The sequence below is a fragment of the Ruegeria sp. YTSA168 genome (assembly GCF_059610045.1).
Window position 1 is genome coordinate 131,859 of the sequence record NZ_JBXWMW010000002.1, and the last position, 25,726, is coordinate 157,584.

Genomic DNA, 25,726 nt, shown 5'->3' on the forward strand with positions numbered 1-25,726 from the left:
TGGTTTGTACGAGTGAGAAAGGGTTGTGGCGCAAGGTCTGATGATTTTCAAACCTGAGCCGGTCTAGGGGGACCTTACAAAATTAATCAAACTTGCCAGCAAGTGGTTTCTGCTGGCGCGTGAGTGCGGCTTTGACGGCTGATCGTCTGTTTTCGATCTGTCCAGCTGAGTCGGGTAGTAGTGGGCAATTTGTACGCCGGAGTACTGAGTATGTATGAGCGTGAGTTGGTTAAGCTCAAGAATGGGTCTGTTAAAGATACTGCGATCGAACCCGATCTGAAACTGGGCGACATCGGATCCACATTGAAGCAAAAACTTATTGAGCTGAGCGCAAACCGCCGCTTGGTTATTGGCGATGTTGTCGCCTCGGCTGTTTCCGTTGTGATGGCTGTGGTGCTGGCGAATGGAGGCGCTTTGCCTGCGGCTGCGGCTGCGGCACTGATCCCGTTGGTTCTGATGTCCTGCCTGATCGCACTGGCGATCCTGCCGATGTCGGGCATCTATAAGCGTCACACCCGGTCCACGTCGCTACGTGATGTGGCGCTGATCGTGCGCGCTTCGTTCTTCTGTGTCGCAACGCTGGCCCTGTTTGGCATGGCGGCTGCAGTCACTTCGCATGTTCCGCTTGCTGTCTATGTCATTCAATTCTTCCTGATCGTGCCTGCACTGGGCAGCCTGCGCATCATTGCCCGCAGCACCGAGTTCAAGCGCAAGGTTCAGGGCTGCACCGCAAGTGAAAATGGCAAAATCCCGGTGATCCTTGTTGGCACTGGCGCCAGCAGCGACCTTTTTGTTCGTTCGCTGCGCAACACGGAATCCAAATATGAGCCCGTGGGCATCATCGATGACGCGCGCAACACGCAAGGCCTGTACTTTCACGACGTGAAGATCATCGGCTCGCTGCTGGATTCGGACGCCGTGATCGAGCGGCTGAAGTTTGATGACAACCTGCCTCAGCGTATTCTGCTGACCGAGCCGGTCACCCATTTTGAAAGCGATGGCATCCGCAAACTGACCCGCTGGGCCGAAGCCAACAGTATTACCGTGTCACGTCTGACCGGTCTTGAAGAACTGGGCACCGAAAGCAACGGTATCCGCACGGTGAACCCCGAAGACATCCTGGATCGCCCGCAAAAGGCGGTTGAGCGTTCGATGCTGCGAGAGATGTTCAAGGATCGCCGTGTGCTGATCACCGGGGCCGGCGGATCGATCGGCAGCGAACTGACCCGTCAGATCGCTTCGTTCGAGCCAGCGGAAATCGTCATGATCGAAAACACGGAATACAATGCCTATTCGATCGACATGGACCTGAGTCAGAACTTCCCCGAAGTCCCGCGCCGCATCTATGTTGCCGATATTCGTAGTGCTGACCGTGTGAACAAAATCTTTCAACGTCATCGTCCCGAACTGGTGTTCAACGCGGCCGCGCTGAAGCACGTGCCGATGGTCGAGCTGAACCCTTGTGAAGGTGTTCTGACCAACGTGATCGGCACGCGTAACGTGGCCGATGCCGCGCGCAACGTGGGTGCCATTGCGATGGTGCAGGTTTCAACCGACAAGGCCGTGAACAGCACCAGCGTCATGGGCGCAACCAAGCGTGTTGCGGAGTTCTACGCTCAGGCGCAGGACCGTGTAACCAATGGCACTGATGAGGCCACGCGCTTCTTTTCGGTCCGGTTTGGTAACGTTCTGGGCTCGTCGGGTTCGCTGATCCCGCTGTTCCAGCGCCAGATTTCGGAAGGCGGCCCGCTGACGGTCACCGACCCGAAGATGGAACGCTATTTCATGACCATTCGTGAGGCCGTCCAGTTGACGCTGGTTGCGGCAGCCAAAGGTCTGAACCTGGAAAACAGCCACGGCGAAATCTTTGTTCTGGACATGGGTCGCCCGGTGAAAATCGTTGATCTGGCCGAGCGTATGATCCGTCTGGCCGGTCTGGTTCCTTACAAGGATATCGACATCAAGTTCATTGGTATCCGCAAAGGCGAAAAGCTGTATGAGGAACTGTTCGATGTGACCGAGGAGCATCGCGAAAGCGGCATCCCGGGTGTGGCATCGGCGATCCCCGAAGGTGTCTCGGTCGCGCGTTTGCGTGCTATGATCCTCAAGCTGGAACAGGCTGCGCTGGATGGCGATGATCTAGGCGTTAAAAAGCTGCTGAAAGAGCTGGTGCCGGGTTATGGTGTCAACGGTTTGCGTCCGATTGAAACCAAGGATCTGATCAAACCTCGAACCAAGTCGAAGATCACCGCGATCCCAACCGAAAAGATGGTCGGCACCTTTGCAAAATCCGATGCTTTGGAAACCGTCGGTGGCCATTAAGGGTATTGTCTGAAGTTATTGATGTGTCGGCTTTGACCCAAGCCGTGTGTGTTACGAGTAAATAAGGGCTCTTGCGAGCGTTTCTTAAAATGTCAGAACTGAGTCAATCTGGCGTGATCACCCCCACCCGGCACGGGTGGGACCGGATCCTGCGGTTTATCGGGGCCGGTGTGATCAACACGCTGTTTGGATATGCCGTATTTTCGGTACTGGTGTGGTTTGGAGCCCACCCTCAGGTGGCGCTGGCCATCCAATTCGGTGTGGGGGTTCTTTGGAACTTTCAGGTTCATGGTCGGTTCGTTTTTTATGTTCAGGGCTATGGGCGGCTGCCGCATTACGCAGTGTCCTACATCATCGTTTATGCGTTCAACGCGGCGCTATTGTCGGGTCTTTTGCAGATTGGGTTTGATGCCTATCTGGCACAGGCCGTTGCACTCGGGCCGACTGTTGTTTTGTCTTATGTCCTGATCTCACGCGCTTTGCGTCCCAGCCCGCAGAAAGGGGTGTAATGACCCACTCCGTCGACCCCGGTCTGAATATTGATCAGGACGCCCGTGTCACCCGGCGCTATGCTGGTGGCATGTTGGCACGGTTTGCAACTATTGGCGTCTTGGTCGTCCTGTTTGCTGCACTTTACGGGCGTATCATGGGATACGGCCTGCGTCGGGACGAGTTGATGTTCGTACCCCCAGCTGAACTTTTGGGCTATTGGAGCCTCTACAGCGATTTCTTCTATAACCACGTTCCGAATTCTGCGTGGTATTACAGGGGCTTCTACCTGTTGTTCGGAGGCGATGGCCTGCTAGCCTCGGCCCGTTCTGGACAGTTCTGCGCCTGGTTGTTGCTGGCCTCGGGTATCGGCTGGGCGACCTGGCGGATCTCCGGCTCGCGCCTTCTGGCGGTGTTCTTTGTTGTCGCTCTTGTGGTCAATGAAACACTGCAAGCCCAGGCCGGTATGGCCGCCAGCAACAACCTGTTGCCTTTGCCCTTTGCTGCATGGGGGCTTGGCCTGTTTATAGTTCAGACCCTCAAGGATCGTCCGGGTTTCCTTTGGTTGGTGCTGTCCGGCCTTTGTCTGTCGATTGCTGCGGGCATGAAGGTCAGTGCCGCGATGTTCATCCCACCGGTTGCCATCGCCGCATTCCTGCTGCCTTGGCATCTGCCCTTTGCGGCTCGACTGCGTGGGGTCGTTCTGCCAGTGCTGATCGGCGGGTTGATCGGGGCCATTCCCCTGTTCTGGTATCTGGCCTCTGACCCTTCGGATTTTCTGGCGCATATACTTAAATTTCACACCGGCCCGCATGTAGCCTATTGGCAGGCGAACGCCGGGTCCGAGCCGGGGCTGGCCATGGGGATCGGTGGTAAGGTCCTGTTGGCCTATGCAACCTGGTTTGGGGGTGCGGCCTTGATCGGATTGATGGCGCTGTTCTTCATTGCTGTACTGGCTGGAAACACAGCTCTGCATTTTAGCCATGGAACAGGTCAGATCATAACGGTTCTGGCCCTGCTGGGCATAACGGCGATGTTTAGCTTTGTACCGACTCCGGGATTTCCTCAATATTTTATCCAGCCGCTGATCGCTGTGCCACTTCTGGCTGCTTTGATCTATCGCCTTGTTCCCGCTGAAAAATCTGCGGCTATTGTACCTCTTTGCACGGCGGGTTTCGCATTGATGGTGTTGCTGGGCGCGCCGCGACTGGCACCAGGGCTGCTGAAGCTTGCGAATCCCGATAGCTTTACAGCCGCCCGCATTGCGCAAGGCGCGCAGGCACTGCAGGACGTGGTCGCGGACAGCGCGATCCCGGATGGCCCGGTAGCGACCTTGATGCCGCTATATCCGTTGGAAGCCCATTTGCCGGTCTATGCTGAACTGGCCACGGGTCCCTTCGCATATCGCATCGCGCCCTATACCGACCCGGATCTGGCACAGCACTATGTCATGGCCGGGGCAGATGATCTTGTGGCCCTGTTTGATTCCAATCCGCCCTCCGCTTTCCTTTTGGGATATGATTCCACGCTTGAGGCACCATTGTTGCGCTATGCGGAAACAAATGGCTACGCTGTGGTGCCAAAAGACGGGTTAAGTAACCGCTACGGAAAAGGTGTGATATACTCCAAGCGCGCGGGAGTGGCAGATTGATACGAATGCACCACCCACCCCGCCCCAGCAACAACAGGCAATCCGCCTTAACCCCGATGTAACATTGAAGTTTAGTTAAAGGTATTTTGAGGGAGTAGCACAGATGAAAACAGTACTTCTGGCAGGAGGATTGGGATCGCGTTTGGCCGAAGAAACGGTTGCGATTCCGAAACCAATGGTTGAGGTTGGTGGACGACCGATTATCGCGCGGGTCATGGATATTTACAGCCATTTCGGCCATCGCGATTTTGTTGTCGCCGCAGGGTACAAAGCCCTTTTGTTGAAACAGTTTTTTGCCAACTATCACCTGATCGCTAACAACATTTCGGTTGCTTTGGATACAGGTGAGCTGAAGCTGGTGCCGTCGGCACCGGGTGGTTGGAATGTGTCGGTTGTTGACACCGGCGCGCACACCATGACCAGCGGGCGCATTCGTCGTCTGAAGGAATGGCTGGACCCGGGTGAGACATTCATGTGCACCTATTCAGACGGTCTGGGCAACATTGATATCAACGCTCTGATCGATTTCCACAAATCCCACGGGAAGCTGGCTACTGTCACAGCGGTGCAGCCTCCTGCGCGGTTCGGCAACATTGAACTTAAGGGCGACCGGGTCGATGCGTTCACCGAAAAAGTGCGCCGCCGCGAGACCTGGATCAATGGCGGGTATTTCGTGTTCGAACCGGGGGTCATGGACTACATGGTTGACGACAACGAGCCGCTGGAACAGTCGCCTCTGTCACAAATGGCCCGGGACGGAGAACTGATGGCCTACCGTCATGATGGGTTCTGGCATCCGATGGATACGATCCGTGATCGCAACGCGCTGAACGCGCTGAGCGAAGAGGAAACGCCTCCATGGATGCAGTTCGGCGATCAATCTTCAGCCGAATACCCGGTTGCAATCTGAGGGCAAAATGACTGCACATCAGCATCAGATGTTCGGTGGTCAGTTCAATGGCCGCCGTGTCCTTGTGACCGGTCATAGCGGGTTCAAGGGCGGCTGGATGTCGTTGTGGCTGCAACGGCTTGGCGCACAGGTGACCGGATTGTCGCTGCCACCCGAGCCTGGCCCAAACTTCTATGACAGCTGTGATCTGGCCCAGGCCACCGACAGCCGGTTTGCAGATATTCGCGAGCCTGATGTCCTTGCCAGCACGCTGGAGGGAGTAGATGCCGAGGTTCTGTTCCACATGGCTGCGCAGCCTCTGGTGCGCAAATCCTACCGGGAACCGGCAGAGACCTTTGCCACCAACGTGCAGGGCACCGCCAATGTGCTGGAGCTTGCGCGCAAGATGCCGTCGCTCAAGGCTGTGATCGTGATCACCAGTGACAAATGCTATGACAATCGCGAGTGGGTCTGGGGCTATCGCGAAAACGATCCGCTGGGCGGCAAAGACCCCTATAGCGCATCCAAAGCGGCGACCGAACTTGTCGCCCAGTCCTATGCGCATTCCTTCTTTTCTGACCCGAACGGTCCGCAGCTGGCGACGGTGCGCGCCGGGAACGTGTTCGGCGGTGGTGACTGGGGCGAGGATCGTCTTGTCCCCGATATCATCCGCGCCTGGGGCAAGGGTGAACCGGTTGTCATTCGCAACCCCGCCAGCGTGCGCCCCTGGCAGCATGTTCTTGAGCCTGTCTCGGGCTATCTGCGCGTGGCTGAAAAGATGCTGACCGACGGTGCGCCTTATGCCGGGGCGTGGAATTTTGGTCCGGATGTGTCCAGCACCGTGGATGTGCGCCAACTGGCGGACATGATCCAACGGGCCTGGGGCGATGGGGCGCCTATGTTCAGTTTCCCCGATCAGGTTGCCCACGCCCCGCATGAGGCCGGTATCCTGCGCCTGGACAGTACCAAAGCGCAAACTCGCCTGAACTGGCGCCCTCAGTTGACGCTGCAAGGGGCCATCAACCTGACTGCGGATTGGTACAAAGCCCATGCAGCGGGGAAGAACATGGCGCAGGTCACCGCGACACAAATCGAATACTTCGAAACCCTGACAGCATCTGACACACATGACGCGACCCCGGTCGCCGCACAGTAAGCTGCGTATTTTTAAGGAGCGCCTTTTATGAGAGTGAACTACGGGCAAACCGTCCATGGCCAGGAAGAGATCGACGCCGTTGTCGAGGTTCTGAAAACATCGACCCAAATGGGGCCCAAGGTGCGCGAGATGCAGGCCAAGGTTGCCAAGCTTTTTGCCAAGAACCACGGCATCATGACCAATTCGGGCTCGTCTGCAAACTATCTGGCGGTTGAGATTCTGGACCTGCCGGAAGGCAGTGAAGTCATTACGCCCGCCCTGACGTTTGCCACCACCGTAGCACCGTTAGTGCGCAAGGGTCTGATTCCGGCCTTCGTGGATGCCGCCGTGGGCACCTATAATATCGATGTGGATCAGATCGAACGGATGATCACGCCGAACACCTCGGCCATGATGATCCCTTCGCTGATCGGCAACCTGCCGGACTGGCGCAAAATCCGCGAACTGGCGGATGCGCATGGTCTGAAAGTGATCGAAGACAGCGCCGACACGCTGGACGCGCAGATGGATGGCACCAGCACGGGCGTGTATTCCGACGTTTCGACCACCAGCTTTTATGGCAGCCACGTGATCAACGGGGCTGGCAATGGCGGCATGCTGTGTGTCAACGATGACGAGTTGGCGCGCAAGGCGCTGTTGATGCGGTCCTGGGGGCGCAGCTCGTCCCTGTTTGTTGAATCTGAGGCCATCGAAAATCGGTTCAATGTACAATTGGATGGTATTGAATATGATGCCAAGTTCCTGTTCGAAGCGTTGGGCTTCAATCTTGAACCGTCTGAGATCAGTGCTGCCTTTGGCCTGGTACAGCTGAGCAAACTGGATACCAATATTCGTCTACGCGAAGAGGCGTTCGCGGCTCATCTGGAGTTCTTCAAGCAGTATGAAGACTGGTTCATCCTGCCCCGTCAGCTGCCCGGTTCGCGTACTGGCTGGCTGTCTTTCCCGGTCACGATCCGCGATGGCGCGCCGTTTACGCGCCGCGAGATGCAGATCTTCCTGGAAACCGCTGATATTCAGACCCGTCCGGTCTTTACCGGCAACATCCTGCGGCAACCGGCCATGAAAGGTGTTGAATATCGCACCGACCCGGCGGGTTATCCGGTCTCGGACGAAGTGATGCGCGGTGGTGTTCTGCTGGCGTGCCATCATGGCTTGGTTCAGGCACAGATCGACTTCATGCATGAAAAGCTGACAGAATTCCTGCAGCCTCATGTCGCAGGGCTCTCGCGGGAGGCGTCCTGATGCCACTGGCCCCGACCGAGGCGATCCGGGATCTGATCCGGGATGATTTCAAACAGGGCACCGGCCCCTGTGCCGTCAATGGCGGGGTACCGGTCTTTGTGAACTATGAAACCTCGGTCATCGAGCCACCCAAGCCCACGGATATCGAAGTGGAATCGCAGATTCACCGGCGCAGCTATCGCGGGCCGGTGAAGCTGTTAAAACGGCTGGCATCGCCCATCAAACAGGTGACCTTGCGCAATGTGGATCGGTTCCTGTCTGAAATTAAGTCACTGAACCCAAACCCGCGTGTTCTGATCGTGGGCGGCGGTAGCGTCGGGCAGGGGATGGGGAAACTCTACGATGACCCCAGCGTTCAAATCTTTGCCTTCGACATCTACCAGTCGCCAAACATCCAGTTCGTTGCCGATGCCCATGACATCCCGATGCAGGATGACGTATTTGATGGCGTGATCGTTCAGGCGGTTTTGGAACATGTGCTGGACCCCCGCCAGGTCGCGACCGAGATTCATCGCGTGCTCAAACCAGGTGGGTTGATCTATGCAGAAACCCCGTTTCTGCAGCAGGTCCACGAAGGGGCCTATGATTTCACCCGCTTCACCGAAAGCGGCCACCGTTATTTGTTCCGCGCGTTCGATCGGATCGATTCGGGCGCCAGCGCGGGTCCGGGGGTGCAGTTCATGTGGTCTGTCGACTACCTGTTCCGGGGTCTGTTCCGGTCTCGCACGGCGGGCAAGATTGCCAAGCTTTGTGTCTTCTGGGCGCAATATCTGGATCGCTTGATCCCTGAACCCTATCGTGTTGACGGGGCCAGTGGCGTGTTTTTCCTTGGGCGTAAGTCCGATGCGGTCCTGCAACCGAAAGAGGCGGTCTCGCATTACCGGGGCGCGCAGTAGTTATGATGCGTGTGCTCATCACCGGCGCAAACGGCTTTATCGGTTCGCATCTGGTGCGGGCCTGCGTTGCTCGTGGGGATGAGGTGACCGCATTGGTCCGCCCGGGATCAGGCATTGATCGGTTGGCTGATGTGGCTGCGAATATCCATTTGGCTCGGGTAGCGTTGACCGACACTGCCGCAGTCGCGCGCGCGTTTCACGAGGCCCAGCCTGATCTGGTGTTTCACGCGGCTGCAAATACCCGCATTCCGAATAGTCCGGATCTGAGTGATGCGCCCGATAGCCTAAATGAAAATGTCGACAGCATTCTGTCAGTTCTGAGTGCTGCGGCAGAGTGTGAAACACCCCCCGGTGCATTTGTGCGTTTGGGCACCATTGCGGAATATGGGGACAACCCGGTTCCCTATCTCGAAACGCAGTGTGAAAAGCCGCGTGACAGCTATGGCACCTCGATGCTGACTGGCACAAAGTATCTTGCGATGTTGCAGCCCCGCCTGCCATTTCCAGCGGTGACGGCGCGCTTGTCGCTGACTTATGGTCCCGGTCAAACCGGGCAGCAATTGGTGCCTTACTTGGTTGAAAGCTTGCTGACCAACAAACCCGCCCAGATCGGCCGCCCAGATGATGCGCGCGATTTGCTTTATGTATCTGACGCCGTGCGTGGGTTGTTGATGCTGGGGTCTGACCCAAAGGCCGCCGGCCCGGTCGTGAATATCAGCACCGGCGTGGCGACAAAGGTGCGGGATGTGGCCAAGATAGTGCAGCGTTTTTCGAACGCACCTGAGGATTTGCTGCAGTTTGGCTCTCCCGCTGGGGCGCCGATCGATTTGATCAACCATCCCGGCCTGATGCAATCCAGCTATGACTGGGCGCCCGAAACCAATGTGGAAGACGGGCTGAAACAGACGGTCGAATGGGCTATGCGCTCAGCAGATGCGACACTGACAGGATCCGTCTCATGACACTCGTTTCCATCCTTATCCCGGCTTACAACGAAGAAGACAACGTGCGGATGGCCTATGACCGGGTCGTTCAAGTGTTCGAAGGGCTCGACGGGTATGAGCCCGAGATCATCTTTACCGACAATCATTCGGAAGACCGCACATTCGAGCTGCTGTCCGAGATCGCCAAAGAGGACTCGCGCGTTCGCGTCATTCGGTTTGCGCGAAACATGGGGTATCAGGCGTCGGTCCTGACGGCCTATCGCTCGGCCAACGGAGCGTGTGCGGTGCAGCTGGACTGTGACATGCAGGATCCGCCCGAGTTGATTCCACAGATGCTGGATCTTTGGCGTCAAGGCAATCACGTGGTTTATGGCATTCGCCGCAGCCTGCCGGATGGGCCGTTGGTGGCCTGGGCCCGGCGCGCCTTTTATGCGTTGATAGACATGATCAGCGATGATGATCTGCCACGCAATGCCGGGGAGTTCCGTCTGACCGACCGCCGAATTCTGGAGGAGCTGCGCCGGGTCGATGACCGCTCACCCTATGTCCGGGGTCTGATCAGCGGTATGGGTTTCAACCAGGTTGGATTTGAATATGACCGAGTGGCGCGTACCGCCGGTGAATCCAAGTTTCCGTTCCGCGCGATGCTGTCTTTGGCTGTTGACGGGTTGATCAACCACTCGTTGTTGCCCCTACGGCTGGCGTCGATGATAAGCCTGACGGTCGGTCTGTCGATGTTCCTGCTGATGGTAGGTTATCTGATTGCCAAGCTGGTTTTTGGTGCCGAATGGCCAGCTGGTTTTGCGACCACCACCATCTTGCTGCTGTTGTCGATGACATTGAACGCCATGTTCCTGGGTATTTTGGGGGAATACATCGGTCGTATCTTCCTGCAATCCAAAGACCTGAATCGCCCTATTATCGAACATGAACTCAACAGACCGGGACCCAGCGAACAGCCTCTGACACAGCCCCTGCGCGAGACTGAAGAACCGCGCAAGAAGATGTCAGGATAACACCGCGTGAAGATCCTTATCATTCAGGGTGGATTTGGCGCGGGCGGAGCGGAGAAGATCGTATCGATTTTGGCCGCGCATCGTGCCGAGCGTGGGGACAAGGTTCACGTGGCTGGTCTGACCATGCCACCCGGTGGGTCGTATTTCCCGTTTCCCGATGAGGTTACGCTTCACGTGGCGCAGGCGGGTGGCGGGCAACTGGATCGGCTGCGCCACATCCGATCAGTGATCCAGCAGGTTGCCCCAGATGTCATCGTCAGCTTCCTGACCAAGATCAACGTGCTGACCTTGATTGCGACGCTGGATCGTGCGACCCCGGTGATCATATCCGAACGAAACAACCCGCGCGCGCAGACCGCCAATCCGGTCTGGCGTCACGCTCAGAACCTGCTTGCACGGCGGGCCCGGACGGTTGTGATGCAGACACAGCGCGCCAGCGAGGATTTGCCGCGCGCGATACAGCGTAAGGCGCGGATTATCGCAAACCCGTGCGCATTGCCCACCGGTGCGCGTGAACATCTGGGCTCGGGATCGTCTAATCTTGTTGCGGTGGGGCGTCTGGATCACCAAAAAGGATTTGATTTACTGCTTGATGCCATGCCGCAAATTCTGGCGGGCAATCCCAGCGTAAGGCTGACCATCTATGGCGAAGGTCCCGCGCGCAAAGCGCTGGAGGCGCAGCGGGATAGGCTGCAGCTTGGGGATGTCATCTCAATGCCCGGTTCCAGTGCTGCGCCGGGGGAATGGATGGATAATGCCGACATTTTGGTTTTTTCATCGCGTTACGAAGGTTTTCCCAATGTTCTGGCCGAAGCCACTGTCACAGGATTGCCTTTGGTTTCGTTCGATTGTCCCTATGGTCCGCGCGAACTGATCCGACACGAAGAAAACGGTTTGCTGGTTCCGCCCGAGGATGTGGATGGTCTGGCGCAGGCCGTTCTGCGTCTCTCCGCATCGCCCGATCTGTTGCAGAAGATGCGCGATGCGGATCTGGAAAGCAGGGTCTGGCTGGCCCCCGACAACATCCTTGCAGAGTGGGACGAAACAATTGACGATGTGGCCTAAGGCCCATTCTACGCACTGACACAGCGAAGGTTTCACCGGGTGAGTTATTTTAGCACCAAATCAACTAGGACCAGCCCGATCCTTACATCGGTGGATCGGAGTGTGCCGTGTTGCAAAGTGTGAATACCATGACAGCTGAACAAGACGTTCCGATGCGCAAGATCGCGGTTGTGGCCAATCTGACCTCGTCCCTGATCAATTTCCGCTATGATCTGCTGCGCGAGTTGTCGATGCGCGCGGAGGTGATCGCCTGCGGCCCGGAACGTCACGCGCCCAGTGAAGAGGCGTTGCGCGGGATCGGAGTCAAATTCGTACATTTTCCTTTGGCACGGACCGGGATGAACCCGATCGCGGATCTGAAAACGCTACTCAGCTTGCGCCAGATCTTTGCCGATTTCGCACCGGATACCGTTTTTGCCTATACGATGAAGCCTATCATCTATGGCTGTCTGGCCGCGCGCCTGGCTGGGGTTCCGCAAAAATACGCGATGTGCACAGGCCTAGGCTATGTATTCAATGCGCAGAACACCAGCCTGAAACGCTGTGCCGTCCGCGCCCTGTCGGCCAATATGTACCGACTGTCTTTGCGGGGTGTGGATGAACTGCTGGTCTATAACACGGTTGACGAACAGGAGTTCAAAGACCGTCGTATGGTCGGGCAGGGTACGCGGCTGAGCGTTGTGCCAGGGTCGGGTGTCAATCTGAATAAATACGCTCCGTCTGATCCATCAGATGGCCCGCCGGTCTTTCTGATGATCTCTCGCTTGCTGAAAGAGAAGGGTGTTTTCGACTACGTTGAAGCCGCCCGGCTTTTGAAACAGGATTACCCGCAGGCCCGGTTCCAGTTGCTGGGCCCGATGGATGCCAACCCAGATTCCGTGGGGCAGGCAGAAATCGATCAATGGGAGCGCGAAGGTGTGGTGGAGTATCTGGGCGAAACAGATGACGTCAGACCTTACCTGCGCAATTGCTCGGTCTTTGTGCTGCCATCGGCCTATCGCGAAGGAATACCACGCACGATCCTGGAGGCGATGTCGACAGGGCGCGCGGTTGTAACGACAAACGCGCCTGGATGCGCCGACCCGGTGATCGAAGCAGAGACCGGTTTTGTGGTTCCGATGCGTGATCCGCAATCGTTGAGCCAAGCCATGGCACGATTTCTGAAAAGCCCCGAGTTGATTCCGCAGATGGGGCAGGCCTCCCGCAGCCGGGCTGAGGCTGTTTTTGATGTCCGGCGTATCAACACCATTCTGCTGCGCAAAATGGGACTGCTGCGACCCGACCAACAGCTCTACTCATCTTCCGAGTGAATATCTGACCCGCGCGTAAAGTCATGCGGAATGTTGAAATAGTTGATTATTTACAACATGATAATCGGTATTTTTGCGAAAATCAGCAAACCTACGGGATTCCCCTAATATCCGCGGCCCTCAAGCTTTGGTAAGTTAGGTGCAACCTGAGATAACTACCGGTGGCGCCTTCGGGCACTATCACTCACTCGAAAAAATGACCAGCATTTGGGGTGCTGGTCATTTGCTTTTTCAGGGGTCTGAATAGGGTCAGTTTGTTTGGCGATCAGGCATCTGATACCCGTATTGGCCAAGGTCCAGGCCTGTGAGTTCTTGCAAAGCTAAGTTGGATTCGGCGAAGGCCCCATCAAACTGTTCAGCAGCATATTTGGCCGTGCGCCGTTCAATCATATTGTCCAGAGCGGTTGGAAAAATCCGGCTGAGTGGGCTGCTAAGCTTACCGAACCTACGGGATGCGTTCGGCAAAGGAAGAAATGCTCCGGCGCTGAGCTGGTTTCTGCTGAGCGTCCTATTGACGACCCGCTGAAGCACCTGAAAACTTTGTGACCGTTTGGTATTGGTACGGTCGAACCGCTGTTTCGGGGCAGAAACACCCAATCCGCCGCAAAGCTGAGCTACAAATGCGTCCGAATCCCGGACGAATTGTTCATAGGTCAGCCCATGCACGCGGTCTTCTCCGAACAGCGTTTGATAATATCTGAACAGGCGGTGGTAGTGATAGAATTCCGGGCTGAACATGGGCACGCGGCGCATCATCGGCTCGACCTGAGCGATGTATCGCTTGAACGATTTATGCCCACCATCGGTGATATACTGGCTGTACATGGAAAGGATACTGGATAGCTGTTCGCGGAAGACGATCAGCACATGCGCATCCGGAAATGTCTTCTTCAGGCGGTCGGCGATCATCGGGCTGTCGAATCCTCCGGTTGCCGGATAGCCCGAAAACCGCTCATGCGAGAACACGGCTACTTTCCCTGATCCATGCGCAGTATCTAGGAAATCAGCGTATTGTTCACGAACCGCTTCCGGATCAAATGTCAGAGGCTGCGGCAATACGAATCTGTTCGACAAGACATATTTTGGCTCATCCGGCGGGGTGGCAAATGGCCCATCAGCTGCCGAAAACAGCTGTTTCTGCAACGCAGAGGTCGCGGTCTTGTGGTAGCCAATGTGTATGAGAACTTTTGCTTGTTCCATATGGTGTTAATCAATACCCAAACTCAAATCGCAACCAAACGCGTTCGCACCAAAAAGGCAAGTCTTCGCGACTTTTCCCCTCTGCATTCCCCGGCCCCTATTGTAAACTCCCCATGTGGAAAGCAGGATTCCAAAAACAGGGCTGGATTTCGATATCAAACTGCGCTTTCGTAAAAGGATACAAGTCCAAAAAACAAAATGATAGAACTAGTGACAGTTTGGAATCGCCAAATTTTGAAGTTTAGTGAGTGACGAAAGGTATTTGACCTGAGACGAGTGCCAAGGTTGTTTTGCACCATGTTATGTTCAGGTGCCCGGGGCAAAACCCGGTTAGAACATCCATCAAAACTATGACCCGCTTTGATGCCAAATCCTTGATTGGGCGGCTTGCAAAGAACATGTCCTGGCTGTTCTTGTCCCAGATACTCATCGCGGTATTTGGGTTGGCGACCCTGATCATCACCGCACGTGCGGTGGGCCCTGCTGCGGTGGGGATTTTGGCTTTGGTTGATGCCTATGTGCAAGTACTGGACCGCTTGTGTCGGCTGGAACCTTGGCAGGCCGTGATCAAATACGGCAGCGACGCGCTGACCGAGGAAGACACCAACCGCTTTGCGCATCTGATCAAACTGTCTGTTGTCATAGACATTTTAGGGGGCATTCTGGCAGGTGCAGTCGCCATCGTGCTGGCCCCGTTTGTAGCCCCGCTGATCGGCCTGCCCGAAGATGGCGGATCAACCTATATCGTTCTTGTTGCCCTGGGATTGTTCCTGTCGCTGCGGCCCACTGGTATTGCGGTGCTGCGAGTGCATGACCGGTTCGACCTGCTGGCTGTGTCAGACATGGTGGTCGCCGGTTTGCGCCTTGTGGGCACAATCATCGTGTTCCTGCTGGATTTGGGGCTTTGGGCGTTTTTGGCCCTGATGCTGATGCATCAGGTTTTGACCGGTCTTGTTGCCTTTTGCCTTGCGCTGCGCGAGCTGAAACGGCGAGGTGTTCAAAGCTTCATGGGGCTGAGCCTCAGAACGGCGCTAAAGCAGAACCCCCGGTTCCTGCGGTTTTTGTGGAATTCGAATTTCAACGTTGTGTTGCGGCAATCGACCCAACGGCTTGACGTGCTGGTCGTGGGGGCGCTGCTGGATGTCACCTCGGTTGGTTTCTATCAAGTCGGTAAACGTATCATGACGAATATCGTGCGTATCGGCGGCCCGATCCGGCAGGTCCTGTACCCTGAGATGACGCGACTTTGGTCCGCGGAGGAGTACACCAGGTTCTGGAAACTTGTGCGCTATGTTTCGCTGGTAATGTTGAGCGTGTCTTTGGTGATTTCGATCCCGCTGGCGTGGAAAATGTCTGATCTGGCGATCTTGCTGTTCGGGTCTGAATTTGCGGACGCTGCTCCTGTTATGACAATCCTGATGTTTGCGGCGGTGATCTATCTGGGCGGGCTGTCGTTAAATCCAACCATGCTGAGCATGGGCCTGGATCGGGCGTTGGTGCAGACGACAATGGTGGCGACCGGCATATTTGCGCTGTCGTTCATACCGTTGCTTTATGTTTTGGGGATCGAGGGTGTCGCTCTGTCCCATGTGGTTTTCAACATCGTCTGGACGACAGGGTGCATCTTTGCCATCCGATCTCATCTGGCGCGGCAATAGGGGATCGCCCACACAATATGAAACCACGTTTGAAGACCCCGATTCATCAGTGATTTAAGATTAACGAGAAAACAAATGACCAAACGAATCCTGTTTCCTTTTGAAGGGGACACCGTCATCGGTGGCAGCCATGTCTCTGCCATGAAGTTGGCCGCGGGCTTGGACAGATCGAAATACGAACCCTATATCATCGTTCATTATCAGGATGGTCTGGCGGGGGAATACGCCAAATCACTGGGCCTGGATTATGAGGTGTTAAAGCAACCGGCGCTTATGTCGCCGGGGCAGATCAAATATGACGGGGATTGCGGGCCCGCAAAGTATTTGATGTCCAGCGTTCCGGGGTTCATCTCGGTTCTGAATCGGATCAAACCGGATATCGTCCATACGAACGAAGGCCGCATGCATTCTAACTGGGCCTTGCCGACAAAACTGTCGGGTCGCAAACATATCTGGCACCACCGCCAGGACCCAACTGCCTTTGGGATCAATAAGCTGGCCCCGGTCCTGTCGGACCATATCATCAGCGTCTCGCATTTCTCAAAGCCTAGAAAGCCGGTGCGGTCTGTGGACAAGAAATTCACCGTAATCCGTAGCCCGTTCGATTTTAACCCCAACCCACCCGATCCTGCGCAAGCACGGCAGGACGTGTTGGACGAACTGAATCTACCGCCCGAGACACTGTTACTGGGGTATTTTGGAAACTATGTTCCGCGCAAACGCCCTGATCATTTTGTCAAAGCGGTCGCCGCGATTCAAAAGGCCATGCCCGATGTGCCGGTGCACGGCCTGCTGTTCGGCAGCGTCGGTGAACGGGGTGGTGAACTGGAGAAAACCTGTAAAGACTTGGCATCCGAGGCATGGATGGACAGTCAGATTCATTTCATGGGTTTCTGCCAGCCGATTGACGGCTACATGGCCGCGATGGACGCCAATCTGGTCACCGCGTTGGACGAACCCTTTGGGCGCACACTGATCGAAACCATGTATCTGGGTACCCCTGTGGTGGCCACGCGGCACGGCGGCAATGTTGAGGCGATTGTGGAGGGTGAGAACGGGTTTCTCGTTGATCCCTTCGACGCCGAGGCGTTTGTCGAACCTGTCAAACGGATGCACAGTGACACAGCGCTGAAGGAGTGGATCATCGACGCCGGCCAACGCTATGCCCGAGAGAATTTCGGGATGGCCATTCACATCGACGGCGTGTGCAAGATCTACGACCAGCTTCTGGGCTGAACCTGCACCGCGCCCAAAGTCAGTCTTTGGATGCCTTTGTCTGAGTGACACCGGGGAATTGCAGATAGGACAGGCGCCGAATCTCGCGCCGTCCGCGCGCCAATGAATCCAGGATCAAGGCACAGACAACCGACAACATTGCAGCCACAAACCCTGCAACTGCCACAATCAGAGATGGGAACCTGCTGACGATCCCGGTTTGCAGGAACTCGTTCAAGACCGACAGGAACACTGACAACGACGGCAGAAAGAAGATCAGAGCCAGTGACATGAAAAAGACCATCGGCTTTTCTTCTTTGATCAACAGGCTGATCATCTTGAGAATGCGCCAACCATCCTTGAAGGTCGAAAGCTTCGAGGTTGATTCCGGCAGGCGCGAGAAATAGCTCGTCTGAACTTCGCCAATGGGCATACGCATCTGCATCGCATGGACCGTCAGTTCTGTTTCGATCTCAAATCCGTTCGACAAAGCGGGAAAGCTTTTGACAAAGCGACGGCTGAATACACGATAGCCTGACAGCAAATCGTTGATCTTGTCGCTGAAGAAGAACTTGACCAAGCCGGTGAACAGCGCGTTGCCGAACTTGTGGCCCCGCCTATACGCCTCAGTCTCTTTGTTCACGCGCGCACCGTTCACCATATCCAGGTTCTGCGATACCAACAGCTGAACAAGCTGTGGCGCGGCGGCGCTGTCATAGGTCGCATCCCCATCGGCCATCACATAGACATCGGCCTCGACATCCGCGAACATCCGACGGACGACATTGCCTTTGCCCTGCAGATTTTCGGTGCGAACCACGGCGCCCGCCTCACGTGCGACCTGCGTGGTGTTGTCGGTCGAGTTATTGTCAAAAACATAGATCGTCGCGTCCGGAAGGGCCGCCCGAAATTGCGCGATGGTTTCACCAATGGCGACCGCCTCGTTATAGCAGGGCAGGATCACCGCAATCTCAAGCCCCCGCGGCCAGAGCGCTTCGTTGGTGCCAACTTCATTTTCGGCTTTCGTCATAAGCATGACGCGCCCCTCAGCTTAGTTCAGTTGAGGAAGTGTAACCGCAGCGCAGGCCCGTCGGCACGTCGTTAATTGCCCAACGTGTTCAAAAGAGTTCCATCTGTTGTACGGATGACCTCGGTCAGGTTCAGTTCTTGCGTCAAATCGTCCTGTGTGGGCAGGTAGAACCGCCACGTCACATCATCGAAATAGGCAACAACGGCCGTTCCATTTGCCAAACCTTCCCGCATTTCACCCAGCGTTTTGGCGTAGGGGCGTTCGGGGATTTCGAACCCCGTGCGTCGGTTGAATTTCATCGGCAACCAGGTGGTTTTGTACCCGGTGACCAGATGAACCACGTCTGGCGCGTTGGAATACACAAATGTCTCGGGGTCCAGTTTGCTAATCTCAGCCGCCAGCGGCGATTGATACCATTTCGGTCCTGCGAAAAAGATGCCCTCTTCCCGGAACTCGGTAATCAGGTTTCCGGTTCTGGCTATATTTGAGATCAGAACCAATGCACCGAGCCCTATCAGAGCCAGCCCGGTCCAGCGTTGTAGGCCGTCGCCTACCACAAAACATGCGCAGTAGTGGGCTCCCATGATGATCAGCAGCACATAGACTGGCGCAAAATACGAGGGTTTCAACGGTAGATTTGGCTCGATCAGGATCGACAAAAGCAGCAGCGCGAAATGGCCGAAGATATAGACAGTCGCCAATAGTGGAAACGCCGCACATCGGTGATCCGCATCCGGCGCGCGTGTGACAACACGAGTTATGGTTTCGTACCAGACGATCCAGATCAGCAGACCGATCAGAACCAGGCTGACAGCGATCTTCAGGATATCGGGCACCACATTTGGGAAGAACGACACCCAGATCGAGTTTGCGCCCTGTATCAGAATGGCCCATGTCGCGTTGCCCAGAAACGCAAATTCCCGTCCAAGCCCCGATCCTCCGGCGGCGGCCTCAAGATACGACCACAACATCAGCGGGGCGATCACCGCGGCCAGAAAGGCTCCTGCATGCAGTAGTCGGGGTTTTACACCCTGCGGTCCCAGGAAGAGAGCTGTCAAAACCCCAACAACCCAGATAGGCGCGCCGTTGAATCGCGTCAGGAACACGAGAACCGACACAAGCCCGGCCAGGATTAGAAACCGCACAGCACCCGTGCCAGCATAGACGCTCAGCAGCGCCAGTGTCAGCAGCATCAGAAAGATGAACATCCCTTCGGACAGGACGGTTACATGTAGTTCAAACACCAAGGGAGACGTTACGATCAAAAGCGCCGCAAAACCGGCGATCAGCCGGGATGCCCCCAGCCCGCGCGCCAGTGTAAATGTCATCAGGGCGTTCAGACAAAGGAAAGAAAGGTTGACCACGGTGGCTGCTGTCAATGGACCCATCCCAAGACTTTCGACGATGTCGATCGCCCAGATATATCCTGGCGAATGCCCCTGAAAATAGAATGGAAACCCAAGGTAAGAGGCCGAATCCGGACGGACCCCAATACCCCACGGTGTTGCGGCAAAGAACAAAACCACGGCCAGCAGCACAATCACCGCGCACCACATGATATCTGGTTTTTCTACGTGAATAGTATCGGCCGTTCTCATTGCCGGCCTCCCTTGATACGTGCTGAACACAAACTCATTACTCTTCATCACATTACTCGGAATTGAACTGTTTGTCCGGGTGCCCGAACATAGATACTTTCAACCGTCGACAACCTCGTAAAACGTGTTTCCTGCTACAAAACCATCCAGCCCGACCTGCCGCGCATAATGCGCAAGATCGCTGGAGGTGTTGATAAACCCCGAATTTCGAAAGTTCAGTGAAGTATTGCACAGAACTCCGGTGCCCGAGATCGATTTAAATTCGGCCAGCAGGTCATAGAAAAACGCGTTCTGGTCGCGCCGAACGGTCTGCACGCGGGCCGAGCCATCCACATGGGTCACCGCTGCCAGTTTCGGGTCAGTCACCTGATGAAAGCTAAGCATGTAGGGCGATGGGCCCTTCATCGCGAAATGCAGCGCCGTGTCCTCTTCCAAACAAGACGGGGCAACGGGGCTGTTTTCTGCGCGTCCCTTGATCCGGTTCAGCCTGGCGCGCGTCTCCGCCTTGAACGGAGCCGCCAGGATCGACCGATTGCCCAACGCGCGCGGTCCGATTTCGCAATTGCCTCGCGTCCATCCAATGATCTTACCGTCGTAAAGCGCTTGCGCGACGGTCTTGAGATTCAGTTCCGAGGCCTTCAGCCCCTCCAACTCAACCTTGTCGTCAGAGAAAGACTGACCAGAATAGACAGACCATTCCAGTTTGGCTTGCCCCGTATAGTGTCGCATTGCATCGACCGCCGTGCCAATTGCGCAACCCGAATCTCCCGTGGTCGGCGGTACAAATACCTCTCGGAACAGGCCGCTGTTTTCCCATTGTGCGTTCCAATTCCCATTCAGGCCGCAGCCGCCGGCGATCAATAGCGGCAAACCCTCTTTCAGGTTCTCCTCGGCGAAATGGTGAAAGCGCGAGAATATGGCATCTGACAGTTTGGTCGCCAGATTCTTGAGCCTCTGACTGTCGGTGCCGATATTGAAGAACGGGGAGTTTACGAACGAGCTTTTGCGCAAGGGGTGCGTCGCCAGATCAACCGACAGGATCTGATCGATAAACGATTGTTCATCTTCATCTACCGGACCAGCCTCGCCGAAGGCGCAGGCGGCCATCAGGCGACCTGGGTCCGACGGGCGCATCTCGCCGCCCGAAATGGGAAACTCGGGATCGGCCAGAGCATAAAGAAACGCGAATCGGCTGCCCGGTGCGGTCATCACTTGGCCTCGGTGATGAATGTTCAGATCGCGGTCGATTTCATAGAAATCGCCCAAGGCGCCTTCCCACAACAGCACGTAGCAGGGCTCGCCCTGCGCAAAGGGCGACAGCGCGTAGCTGCACCAGATATGTGCCCGTTCGTGGGTCGAAGAGTAGTAGTCGACTGTTTTACCAAAGAAGGTGCGTTTGCCCACGCTTTCCGAGCCCTGGCCGATGCCGAAATACCCCGCACCCGAGGTGGTGACATGATCCATCCCGCTGCTGGACCAGCCGCTGAGTGCCAGAACCTCGGGCAGATCCTTGAACCAAAGCCCGGCATCAATGAACGTGTCAGGAGTGACCGGCGTGTAGCGGGGAAAGCTGTTCTTTTCGGCCTCATACGAGAACAAAAGACTTTTGCTCGTACAATCGATTCCCGCCACTGTTCCATCATGGCCAGATTTGAACGACAGAATCTTCATCCCTTGTACCTCGTAAATCGGGTTGGTGTCTTGTTCATCAGGATGCGCCGCCTTCAAAAGGCAGTTTTCGGGGCGGTGCCCGTCATAACACTTTGTTCTTGCTACGCTCTTTCCATAATCCCGCGAAATCGAACGGGTTGGAACATTGGCGGATTGGGAACATACGCTAACCTGAAAATCAAAAACCAAACCAAATGCCAAACTCAACGGCTGCAACCTATCAGACCGAACAGGGGTCTTGTAAACACTCTTTTCCGACAGCGCCTTGTTTGGCCGAGTGCAGGATAAAATCGTAAACGGATTCGGTAAAATGAACCGATTGTTCGCAGTTCAAAACCAGTTCGCTCAAAGGCATATTTGCGGTGTATTGCACTTAACCTTAAACAAATGCCTTGATTTTCAGGCCGTTCAGCCAGTTTCCGCAGACTTACGTATTTTCTACCACGCTTGTGTGATCTACATCCTTGCACAGCGAACGCGAAGGCCGTTACGGTGTGCGCGTTAACGGCAGTTTATTTGGCCAAGGGTGTTTTAGGTTATGTCAGTAATTTTGGGTTTGGCAACGATGAACAACAGCGCAGCGGCGTTGTTTCTGGACGGAAAACTGGTTGCCGCAGTTGAAGAAGAGCGTTTGACTCGGGTCAAGAATGACGGTGCTTTTCCCCATCATGCAATCTCGGAAGTGCTTCGGATCGGCGCTCTGAAATTCGCGGATATTGATGAGGTCGCCGTGTATTGGCAGCCTTGGCGCATGGCCGGGCGAGGTATGGGCACGGTCCGCAAGATTTTGCAAAGCCCATCAGCCGCCAAAGGCGTGACCGCGCGAATCGGCGCGTTGTTCTCGTCAAGCAGTGGTGGAGAAACGCCGCAGGACAGCGGCTGGATGGACCTTTTCAAAATCCGCAAGATTCTGACCTCGGAACATGGGCCTTGCGATTTCAAATTGCATTACATCAATCACCACCTGACCCACCAACTGTATGCCGAGGCCATGCGCGATTGGGACAGTTTTGTATCGCTGTCTTACGACGGTGGCGGCGAAGAAAGCTCGACCATCGTGACCACGATGCGCAATGGCAAGCGTGAGCAGATTGCCGATCACCGCTGGCCAAATTCTTTGGGTCACTTCTATTCCGCTTTCACCGGTTTCCTGGGCTTCAAGATGCTGGAAGGCGAATACAAGATGATGGGGCTGGCCCCCTATGGCAAACCGATCTACCGCGATGCGATCCTGAAAGAGATCCTGCTGCTGGAAGACAATGGCGGCTACCGGGTTAACACCACGTTGTGCGACTATCACTCGGCGCTGCGCGGTGTCTTCCACCCCCGTTTGGAAGAGCTGTTCGGTAAAGCGCGTGAGCCTGGTACAGTACCGAATGAACGCCATATCGACCTGGCCGCGTCTGTTCAGGCTGCGTTTGAGGACGCGTTGCACCACGTGCTGGAGCCGGTCCGTAAAGCCAATCCTGACCTGCGCAAACTGGTTATCTCCGGCGGCTGCGCGCTGAATGTTACGGCCAATGGCACGTTGATTTCGAACGGCACGTTTGATGAGATCATCATCCCGCCCGCACCACATGATGCCGGTTGTGCTGTTGGGGCGGCGCTGGCCTGTATTCCGCATGATCAGATCGACATGGCCTCGGTGCGCAACCCCTATCTGGGGGCCGAATGGGATGAGGCGTCGATCACCATGGCGCTGAACGACTATTGCGCGCAGCCTCAAATCGCGCTGCCACAGGATGAGCTGCTCGAAAAGGTCTCGGACCTGTTGGCAGATGGCAAGATCATCGCCTGGTTCCAGGGTCGGGCCGAATTCGGACCACGGGCTTTGGGCACAAGGTCTTTCCTGGCTGATCCGCGCAAAGACAGCATTCGCGACGACATCAACGCTAAGATCAAGAAGCGTGAGCATTTCCGCCCCTTCGCACCCAGCGTTGCGGAAGAGGCTGCCGCGGACTTTTTCGAGATCGACCAAACCAGCCCTTACATGAACATCGTGGCCCGTGTACGTGACGACCGGGCAAAAGACATCCCGGCCATCACCCACACGGATCAGACCGCGCGGGTACATTCGGTTTCGCCAACGGCCAACCCGATCTATCACGCCTTGCTGACGAAGTTCGGTGAAAAGACTGGTGTGCCGGTCCTGCTGAATACCTCGTTCAACATTCAGGAACCGATTGTCTATTCGCCGCTCAATGCCTGCGCGACCTTCGCGGCTTCGGGTGTGGATGCGCTGGTCATCGGCGATTTCGTCGTGCTGCGCGAGGCGTTGAAAGAGGAAAGCCCCAGCAAAGCAGTGGCGTGACCGCGTGTATCTGAGCATAGATTTCGAGGATTTCGCGCACGACCTGAAGCGCGATCTTGGTATCTGGGAAACCGGTCCATTGCGCGCAGACGCCCTGTGGCAGAGCTATGAGCTGATTGAAGGATTCTTACAGGAAAACGGTGGCCCCGGCGGACGCAAGGCCACTTTTTTCTGCACAGGCGTGGTTGCGGAACATGCCCCAGATTTGATTGCGCGTATCGCGGGGCAGGGGCATGAAATTGCCTGCCATTATCACTATCACGACAGCATGAACCGACAGTCGGCGCAGACCGTCGATACCATGCTGGCGCGCGCGAAAGATCATCTGCAAACAGCCGCAAATGCCCCGGTCAAAGGCTTTCGTGCTCCGAAGTTCCATGTGAACCGGGATACGCCTGAACAATACCGGTTGATCGAACGGCATTTCGACTATGACAGTTCGTCTTTCTTTGGATCGCCCGATCAATGTCGGGACTTTGCGCAGAAGATGCAGCTGTCAAAGCTGCGCGTGCTGCCGCTGTTTTCCTCTCAATACAAGGGCAGGGGGCCGCAAATACGTCTGGGCGGTACCTATCTGAAACTTGCACCAGATAAGGTGGCGAAGGATCTGATTGCTCAGGCAACCACCAACGGATTGGCACCCCATATCTATCTGCATCCGTATGAGATATCAGGCCACCAGGCGTTCCGCGTATCGCGGCAGGAACTGGCTGCGCTGGGGGCGAAAACTTCCGCCTATTGGGTGCTTCGGCAAAATCAGTGGCTGCGGTTGGGTGGCAAGCGATTGTTGCGCAAGATCGCCCGGTTGCTGCCACCCGAAGGGTTGTCTGGGCGGCTGGATCAATTTGTCGCTCAATAAAAAGGGGCCGATCATCGGATCGGCCCCATAGTGTCAGCTGAACCGAGGGTCAGTTCGAAGCTGCAATCAGTTTTTCATTGTGTTCGCGAAGCGTGTCCGAAACGATCGCATACCATTCGCCGGATTCACGCATTTCATTCAGGCCTTTGTTCAGCATTGTCAGATACTTTTTGCCGAATGGGTTGCTGCGATGTGCGATGAAACGCAGTGACGACAAGCTCGTTACATACGAGTTTTCGACAAGGTCATTCTGGTTCAAACCCATTTCAGACATTGTGTCCGAGAAAAGCTGAACTTCGAATGTTGCAACATCTGCAGTGCCGGTCAGAACTGCATCAAGGCACTCACGCGCAGTAATCGGTTGCATCAGCGAAATGCTTTCCCCATCTCGCAGGCCTTCCTGTTCCAGGTCGTGGATAAACCAGCCATCCATGCGGCAGATGGTTGCGCCTTTCAACTCATCAAAGGTTGTTGCGCTGGCGTATTCACTTTCCGGGATGCTGTAGAAACCTACGACAATATCATAGACAGGTACTGATGAGTCGAACTGAGTACAACGAACCTCAGTTTCCCAAGACCACTCATATGTACGGTTGGTGCAGTCGGGCATGTTCCACGCCATTGATACATCAAACGCTCCAAGGGGTAGCAGCGTTTCAAGATGGGAATTCCAATCGTCCACAAAGCTGACCGAGTAATCGACCGCGTTGCCGCCACGTTGTAGAGCCGTGGTTCCAAGGCGGGTGATTGCACCACCACCATTCAGCGTTTCATCTGCGAACGGTGCCCAGCCGTTGCCAGTTACAAGTTTGATTGGCGGCTGATAAACGTTCGAACGCTTAACATTGGCTGCACGCTGTTCTTCCGCTGCAATGATTTCTTGTGCAGACTGACCGTTGGGCAGGCTACCATCATCACAGGGCAGGGCCAATACCAGGCCAGGCTCAAGCGAGTTCGGGTTACTGATGATGTTACGGTTTGCGTTGAAGATGGGCTGATAGTTCGAAGTGCCGTATGCCGCGATGGCAATGGTTGCCATTGTGTCGCCATCTGCAACCGTATAATTCGTACAGGCCTGCTGCGCGGCGGCTGCACCAGCACTTAGCGCAGTGACGGCAGTGGCCGACATCACCACTTTCTTAATATTGAATTCAAACATGTCCACTTCCTCCAGACTTGTAGGTTTCTTAGGCCGTGCCGGGCC

The 25,726-nt window shown here is 55.7% G+C and carries 20 protein-coding genes; 15 read left to right on the forward strand and 5 right to left on the reverse strand.

Annotation, left to right across the window (positions count from 1 at the left end; all coding sequences use genetic code 11):
• Positions 1 to 210: 210 nt before the first annotated feature.
• The 11 genes from AC2FFE_RS04400 (at position 211) to AC2FFE_RS04450 (ending at position 12,980) form a co-directional block, all read left to right on the forward strand.
• The gene (locus AC2FFE_RS04400; RefSeq protein ID WP_496845993.1) at positions 211 to 2,322 is read left to right on the forward strand and encodes a polysaccharide biosynthesis protein; all 2,112 of its coding nucleotides are present in this window, start codon (positions 211 to 213) and stop codon (positions 2,320 to 2,322) included.
• A gap of 89 nt (positions 2,323 to 2,411) precedes the next feature.
• Entirely contained in the window at positions 2,412 to 2,831 is a 420-nt protein-coding gene (locus AC2FFE_RS04405; protein ID WP_496818171.1) for a GtrA family protein, read from the forward strand.
• Positions 2,831 to 4,462: a hypothetical protein gene (locus tag AC2FFE_RS04410; RefSeq protein ID WP_496818170.1), complete on the forward strand. Its 1,632-nt coding sequence runs from the start codon at positions 2,831 to 2,833 to the stop codon at positions 4,460 to 4,462. Before AC2FFE_RS04405 ends, AC2FFE_RS04410 begins: the two co-directional genes overlap by 1 nt.
• A gap of 103 nt (positions 4,463 to 4,565) precedes the next feature.
• The gene (gene rfbF / locus AC2FFE_RS04415; protein WP_480547977.1) at positions 4,566 to 5,372 is read left to right on the forward strand and encodes a glucose-1-phosphate cytidylyltransferase; all 807 of its coding nucleotides are present in this window, start codon (positions 4,566 to 4,568) and stop codon (positions 5,370 to 5,372) included.
• 7 nt (positions 5,373 to 5,379) lie between these two features.
• Complete coding sequence (gene rfbG / locus AC2FFE_RS04420; RefSeq protein WP_496818169.1) at positions 5,380 to 6,507, forward strand: CDP-glucose 4,6-dehydratase; 1,128 nt, start codon at positions 5,380 to 5,382, stop codon at positions 6,505 to 6,507.
• Positions 6,508 to 6,534: 27 nt separating this feature from the next.
• Positions 6,535 to 7,749 (forward strand): DegT/DnrJ/EryC1/StrS family aminotransferase, encoded by a 1,215-nt coding sequence (locus AC2FFE_RS04425; protein ID WP_496818168.1) that lies wholly within the window; start codon positions 6,535 to 6,537, stop codon positions 7,747 to 7,749.
• Positions 7,749 to 8,645 carry a class I SAM-dependent methyltransferase gene (locus tag AC2FFE_RS04430; RefSeq protein ID WP_496818167.1) on the forward strand — a complete coding sequence of 299 codons (897 nt, stop codon included), beginning with the start codon at positions 7,749 to 7,751 and terminating at the stop codon, positions 8,643 to 8,645. The genes AC2FFE_RS04425 and AC2FFE_RS04430 overlap by 1 nt, the downstream gene beginning before the upstream one ends.
• A 5-nt stretch (positions 8,646 to 8,650) precedes the next feature.
• Positions 8,651 to 9,607, forward strand: a complete 957-nt coding sequence (locus AC2FFE_RS04435) for an NAD-dependent epimerase/dehydratase family protein (RefSeq protein WP_496818166.1) — start codon at positions 8,651 to 8,653, stop codon at positions 9,605 to 9,607.
• On the forward strand, positions 9,604 to 10,605 hold the full coding sequence (locus tag AC2FFE_RS04440; RefSeq protein ID WP_496818165.1) for a glycosyltransferase family 2 protein: 1,002 nt from the start codon (positions 9,604 to 9,606) through the stop codon (positions 10,603 to 10,605). Before AC2FFE_RS04435 ends, AC2FFE_RS04440 begins: the two co-directional genes overlap by 4 nt.
• A gap of 6 nt (positions 10,606 to 10,611) precedes the next feature.
• Positions 10,612 to 11,670 carry a glycosyltransferase family 4 protein gene (locus AC2FFE_RS04445; protein WP_496818164.1) on the forward strand — a complete coding sequence of 353 codons (1,059 nt, stop codon included), beginning with the start codon at positions 10,612 to 10,614 and terminating at the stop codon, positions 11,668 to 11,670.
• Between the two features lie 128 nt (positions 11,671 to 11,798).
• A complete protein-coding gene (locus tag AC2FFE_RS04450; protein WP_496845994.1) occupies positions 11,799 to 12,980 on the forward strand; it encodes a glycosyltransferase family 4 protein in 1,182 nt (393 codons plus the stop codon).
• A 249-nt stretch (positions 12,981 to 13,229) separates the two neighbouring features.
• On the opposite strand, the gene AC2FFE_RS04455 is transcribed toward AC2FFE_RS04450, so the two are convergent.
• On the reverse strand, positions 13,230 to 14,180 hold the full coding sequence (locus tag AC2FFE_RS04455; protein ID WP_496818162.1) for a sulfotransferase: 951 nt from the start codon (positions 14,178 to 14,180) through the stop codon (positions 13,230 to 13,232).
• 350 nt (positions 14,181 to 14,530) lie between these two features.
• On the opposite strand from AC2FFE_RS04455, the gene AC2FFE_RS04460 reads away from it, so the two are divergent.
• Entirely contained in the window at positions 14,531 to 15,838 is a 1,308-nt protein-coding gene (locus tag AC2FFE_RS04460; RefSeq protein WP_496834239.1) for a lipopolysaccharide biosynthesis protein, read from the forward strand.
• A 75-nt stretch (positions 15,839 to 15,913) separates the two neighbouring features.
• The gene (locus AC2FFE_RS04465; RefSeq protein WP_496818160.1) at positions 15,914 to 17,074 is read left to right on the forward strand and encodes a glycosyltransferase family 4 protein; all 1,161 of its coding nucleotides are present in this window, start codon (positions 15,914 to 15,916) and stop codon (positions 17,072 to 17,074) included.
• Positions 17,075 to 17,093: 19 nt separating this feature from the next.
• Here AC2FFE_RS04465 and AC2FFE_RS04470 read toward each other — a convergent pair whose 3' ends face one another.
• From AC2FFE_RS04470 to AC2FFE_RS04480, 3 genes are all read right to left on the reverse strand, one after another.
• On the reverse strand, positions 17,094 to 18,089 hold the full coding sequence (locus AC2FFE_RS04470) for a glycosyltransferase family 2 protein (RefSeq protein ID WP_496818159.1): 996 nt from the start codon (positions 18,087 to 18,089) through the stop codon (positions 17,094 to 17,096).
• Positions 18,090 to 18,154: 65 nt separating this feature from the next.
• Positions 18,155 to 19,681 (reverse strand): glycosyltransferase family protein, encoded by a 1,527-nt coding sequence (locus tag AC2FFE_RS04475; RefSeq protein WP_496845995.1) that lies wholly within the window; start codon positions 19,679 to 19,681, stop codon positions 18,155 to 18,157.
• Between the two features lie 99 nt (positions 19,682 to 19,780).
• Positions 19,781 to 21,352, reverse strand: a complete 1,572-nt coding sequence (locus tag AC2FFE_RS04480) for a carbamoyltransferase C-terminal domain-containing protein (RefSeq protein WP_496818156.1) — start codon at positions 21,350 to 21,352, stop codon at positions 19,781 to 19,783.
• A 538-nt stretch (positions 21,353 to 21,890) separates the two neighbouring features.
• Between AC2FFE_RS04480 and AC2FFE_RS04485 the strand changes: the two genes are divergently transcribed.
• Both AC2FFE_RS04485 and AC2FFE_RS04490 read left to right on the forward strand, forming a co-directional pair.
• The gene (locus AC2FFE_RS04485) at positions 21,891 to 23,663 is read left to right on the forward strand and encodes a carbamoyltransferase family protein (RefSeq protein WP_496818155.1); all 1,773 of its coding nucleotides are present in this window, start codon (positions 21,891 to 21,893) and stop codon (positions 23,661 to 23,663) included.
• A 4-nt stretch (positions 23,664 to 23,667) separates the two neighbouring features.
• Positions 23,668 to 24,522, forward strand: coding sequence for a polysaccharide deacetylase family protein (locus tag AC2FFE_RS04490; protein WP_496845996.1), 855 nt, complete (start codon positions 23,668 to 23,670; stop codon positions 24,520 to 24,522).
• A gap of 49 nt (positions 24,523 to 24,571) precedes the next feature.
• On the opposite strand, the gene AC2FFE_RS04495 is transcribed toward AC2FFE_RS04490, so the two are convergent.
• The gene (locus AC2FFE_RS04495) at positions 24,572 to 25,681 is read right to left on the reverse strand and encodes a peptidoglycan-binding protein LysM (protein ID WP_496818152.1); all 1,110 of its coding nucleotides are present in this window, start codon (positions 25,679 to 25,681) and stop codon (positions 24,572 to 24,574) included.
• Between the last annotated feature and the right edge of the window lie 45 nt (positions 25,682 to 25,726).

Bases quoted from the DNA above. Each gene is read 5' to 3' on its own strand.
- AC2FFE_RS04400 (WP_496845993.1), top strand. From the start codon at position 211: ATGTATGAGCGTGAGTTGGTTAAGCTCAAGAATGGGTCTGTTAAAGAT.
- AC2FFE_RS04405 (WP_496818171.1), top strand. From the start codon at position 2,412: ATGTCAGAACTGAGTCAATCTGGCGTGATCACCCCCACCCGGCACGGG.
- AC2FFE_RS04410 (WP_496818170.1), top strand. From the start codon at position 2,831: ATGACCCACTCCGTCGACCCCGGTCTGAATATTGATCAGGACGCCCGT.
- rfbF (WP_480547977.1), top strand. From the start codon at position 4,566: ATGAAAACAGTACTTCTGGCAGGAGGATTGGGATCGCGTTTGGCCGAA.
- rfbG (WP_496818169.1), top strand. From the start codon at position 5,380: ATGACTGCACATCAGCATCAGATGTTCGGTGGTCAGTTCAATGGCCGC.
- AC2FFE_RS04425 (WP_496818168.1), top strand. From the start codon at position 6,535: ATGAGAGTGAACTACGGGCAAACCGTCCATGGCCAGGAAGAGATCGAC.
- AC2FFE_RS04430 (WP_496818167.1), top strand. From the start codon at position 7,749: ATGCCACTGGCCCCGACCGAGGCGATCCGGGATCTGATCCGGGATGAT.
- AC2FFE_RS04435 (WP_496818166.1), top strand. From the start codon at position 8,651: ATGCGTGTGCTCATCACCGGCGCAAACGGCTTTATCGGTTCGCATCTG.
- AC2FFE_RS04440 (WP_496818165.1), top strand. From the start codon at position 9,604: ATGACACTCGTTTCCATCCTTATCCCGGCTTACAACGAAGAAGACAAC.
- AC2FFE_RS04450 (WP_496845994.1), top strand. From the start codon at position 11,799: ATGACAGCTGAACAAGACGTTCCGATGCGCAAGATCGCGGTTGTGGCC.
- AC2FFE_RS04455 (WP_496818162.1), bottom strand. From the start codon at position 14,180: ATGGAACAAGCAAAAGTTCTCATACACATTGGCTACCACAAGACCGCG.
- AC2FFE_RS04460 (WP_496834239.1), top strand. From the start codon at position 14,531: ATGACCCGCTTTGATGCCAAATCCTTGATTGGGCGGCTTGCAAAGAAC.
- AC2FFE_RS04465 (WP_496818160.1), top strand. From the start codon at position 15,914: ATGACCAAACGAATCCTGTTTCCTTTTGAAGGGGACACCGTCATCGGT.
- AC2FFE_RS04470 (WP_496818159.1), bottom strand. From the start codon at position 18,089: ATGCTTATGACGAAAGCCGAAAATGAAGTTGGCACCAACGAAGCGCTC.
- AC2FFE_RS04475 (WP_496845995.1), bottom strand. From the start codon at position 19,681: ATGAGAACGGCCGATACTATTCACGTAGAAAAACCAGATATCATGTGG.
- AC2FFE_RS04480 (WP_496818156.1), bottom strand. From the start codon at position 21,352: ATGAAGATTCTGTCGTTCAAATCTGGCCATGATGGAACAGTGGCGGGA.
- AC2FFE_RS04485 (WP_496818155.1), top strand. From the start codon at position 21,891: ATGTCAGTAATTTTGGGTTTGGCAACGATGAACAACAGCGCAGCGGCG.
- AC2FFE_RS04495 (WP_496818152.1), bottom strand. From the start codon at position 25,681: ATGTTTGAATTCAATATTAAGAAAGTGGTGATGTCGGCCACTGCCGTC.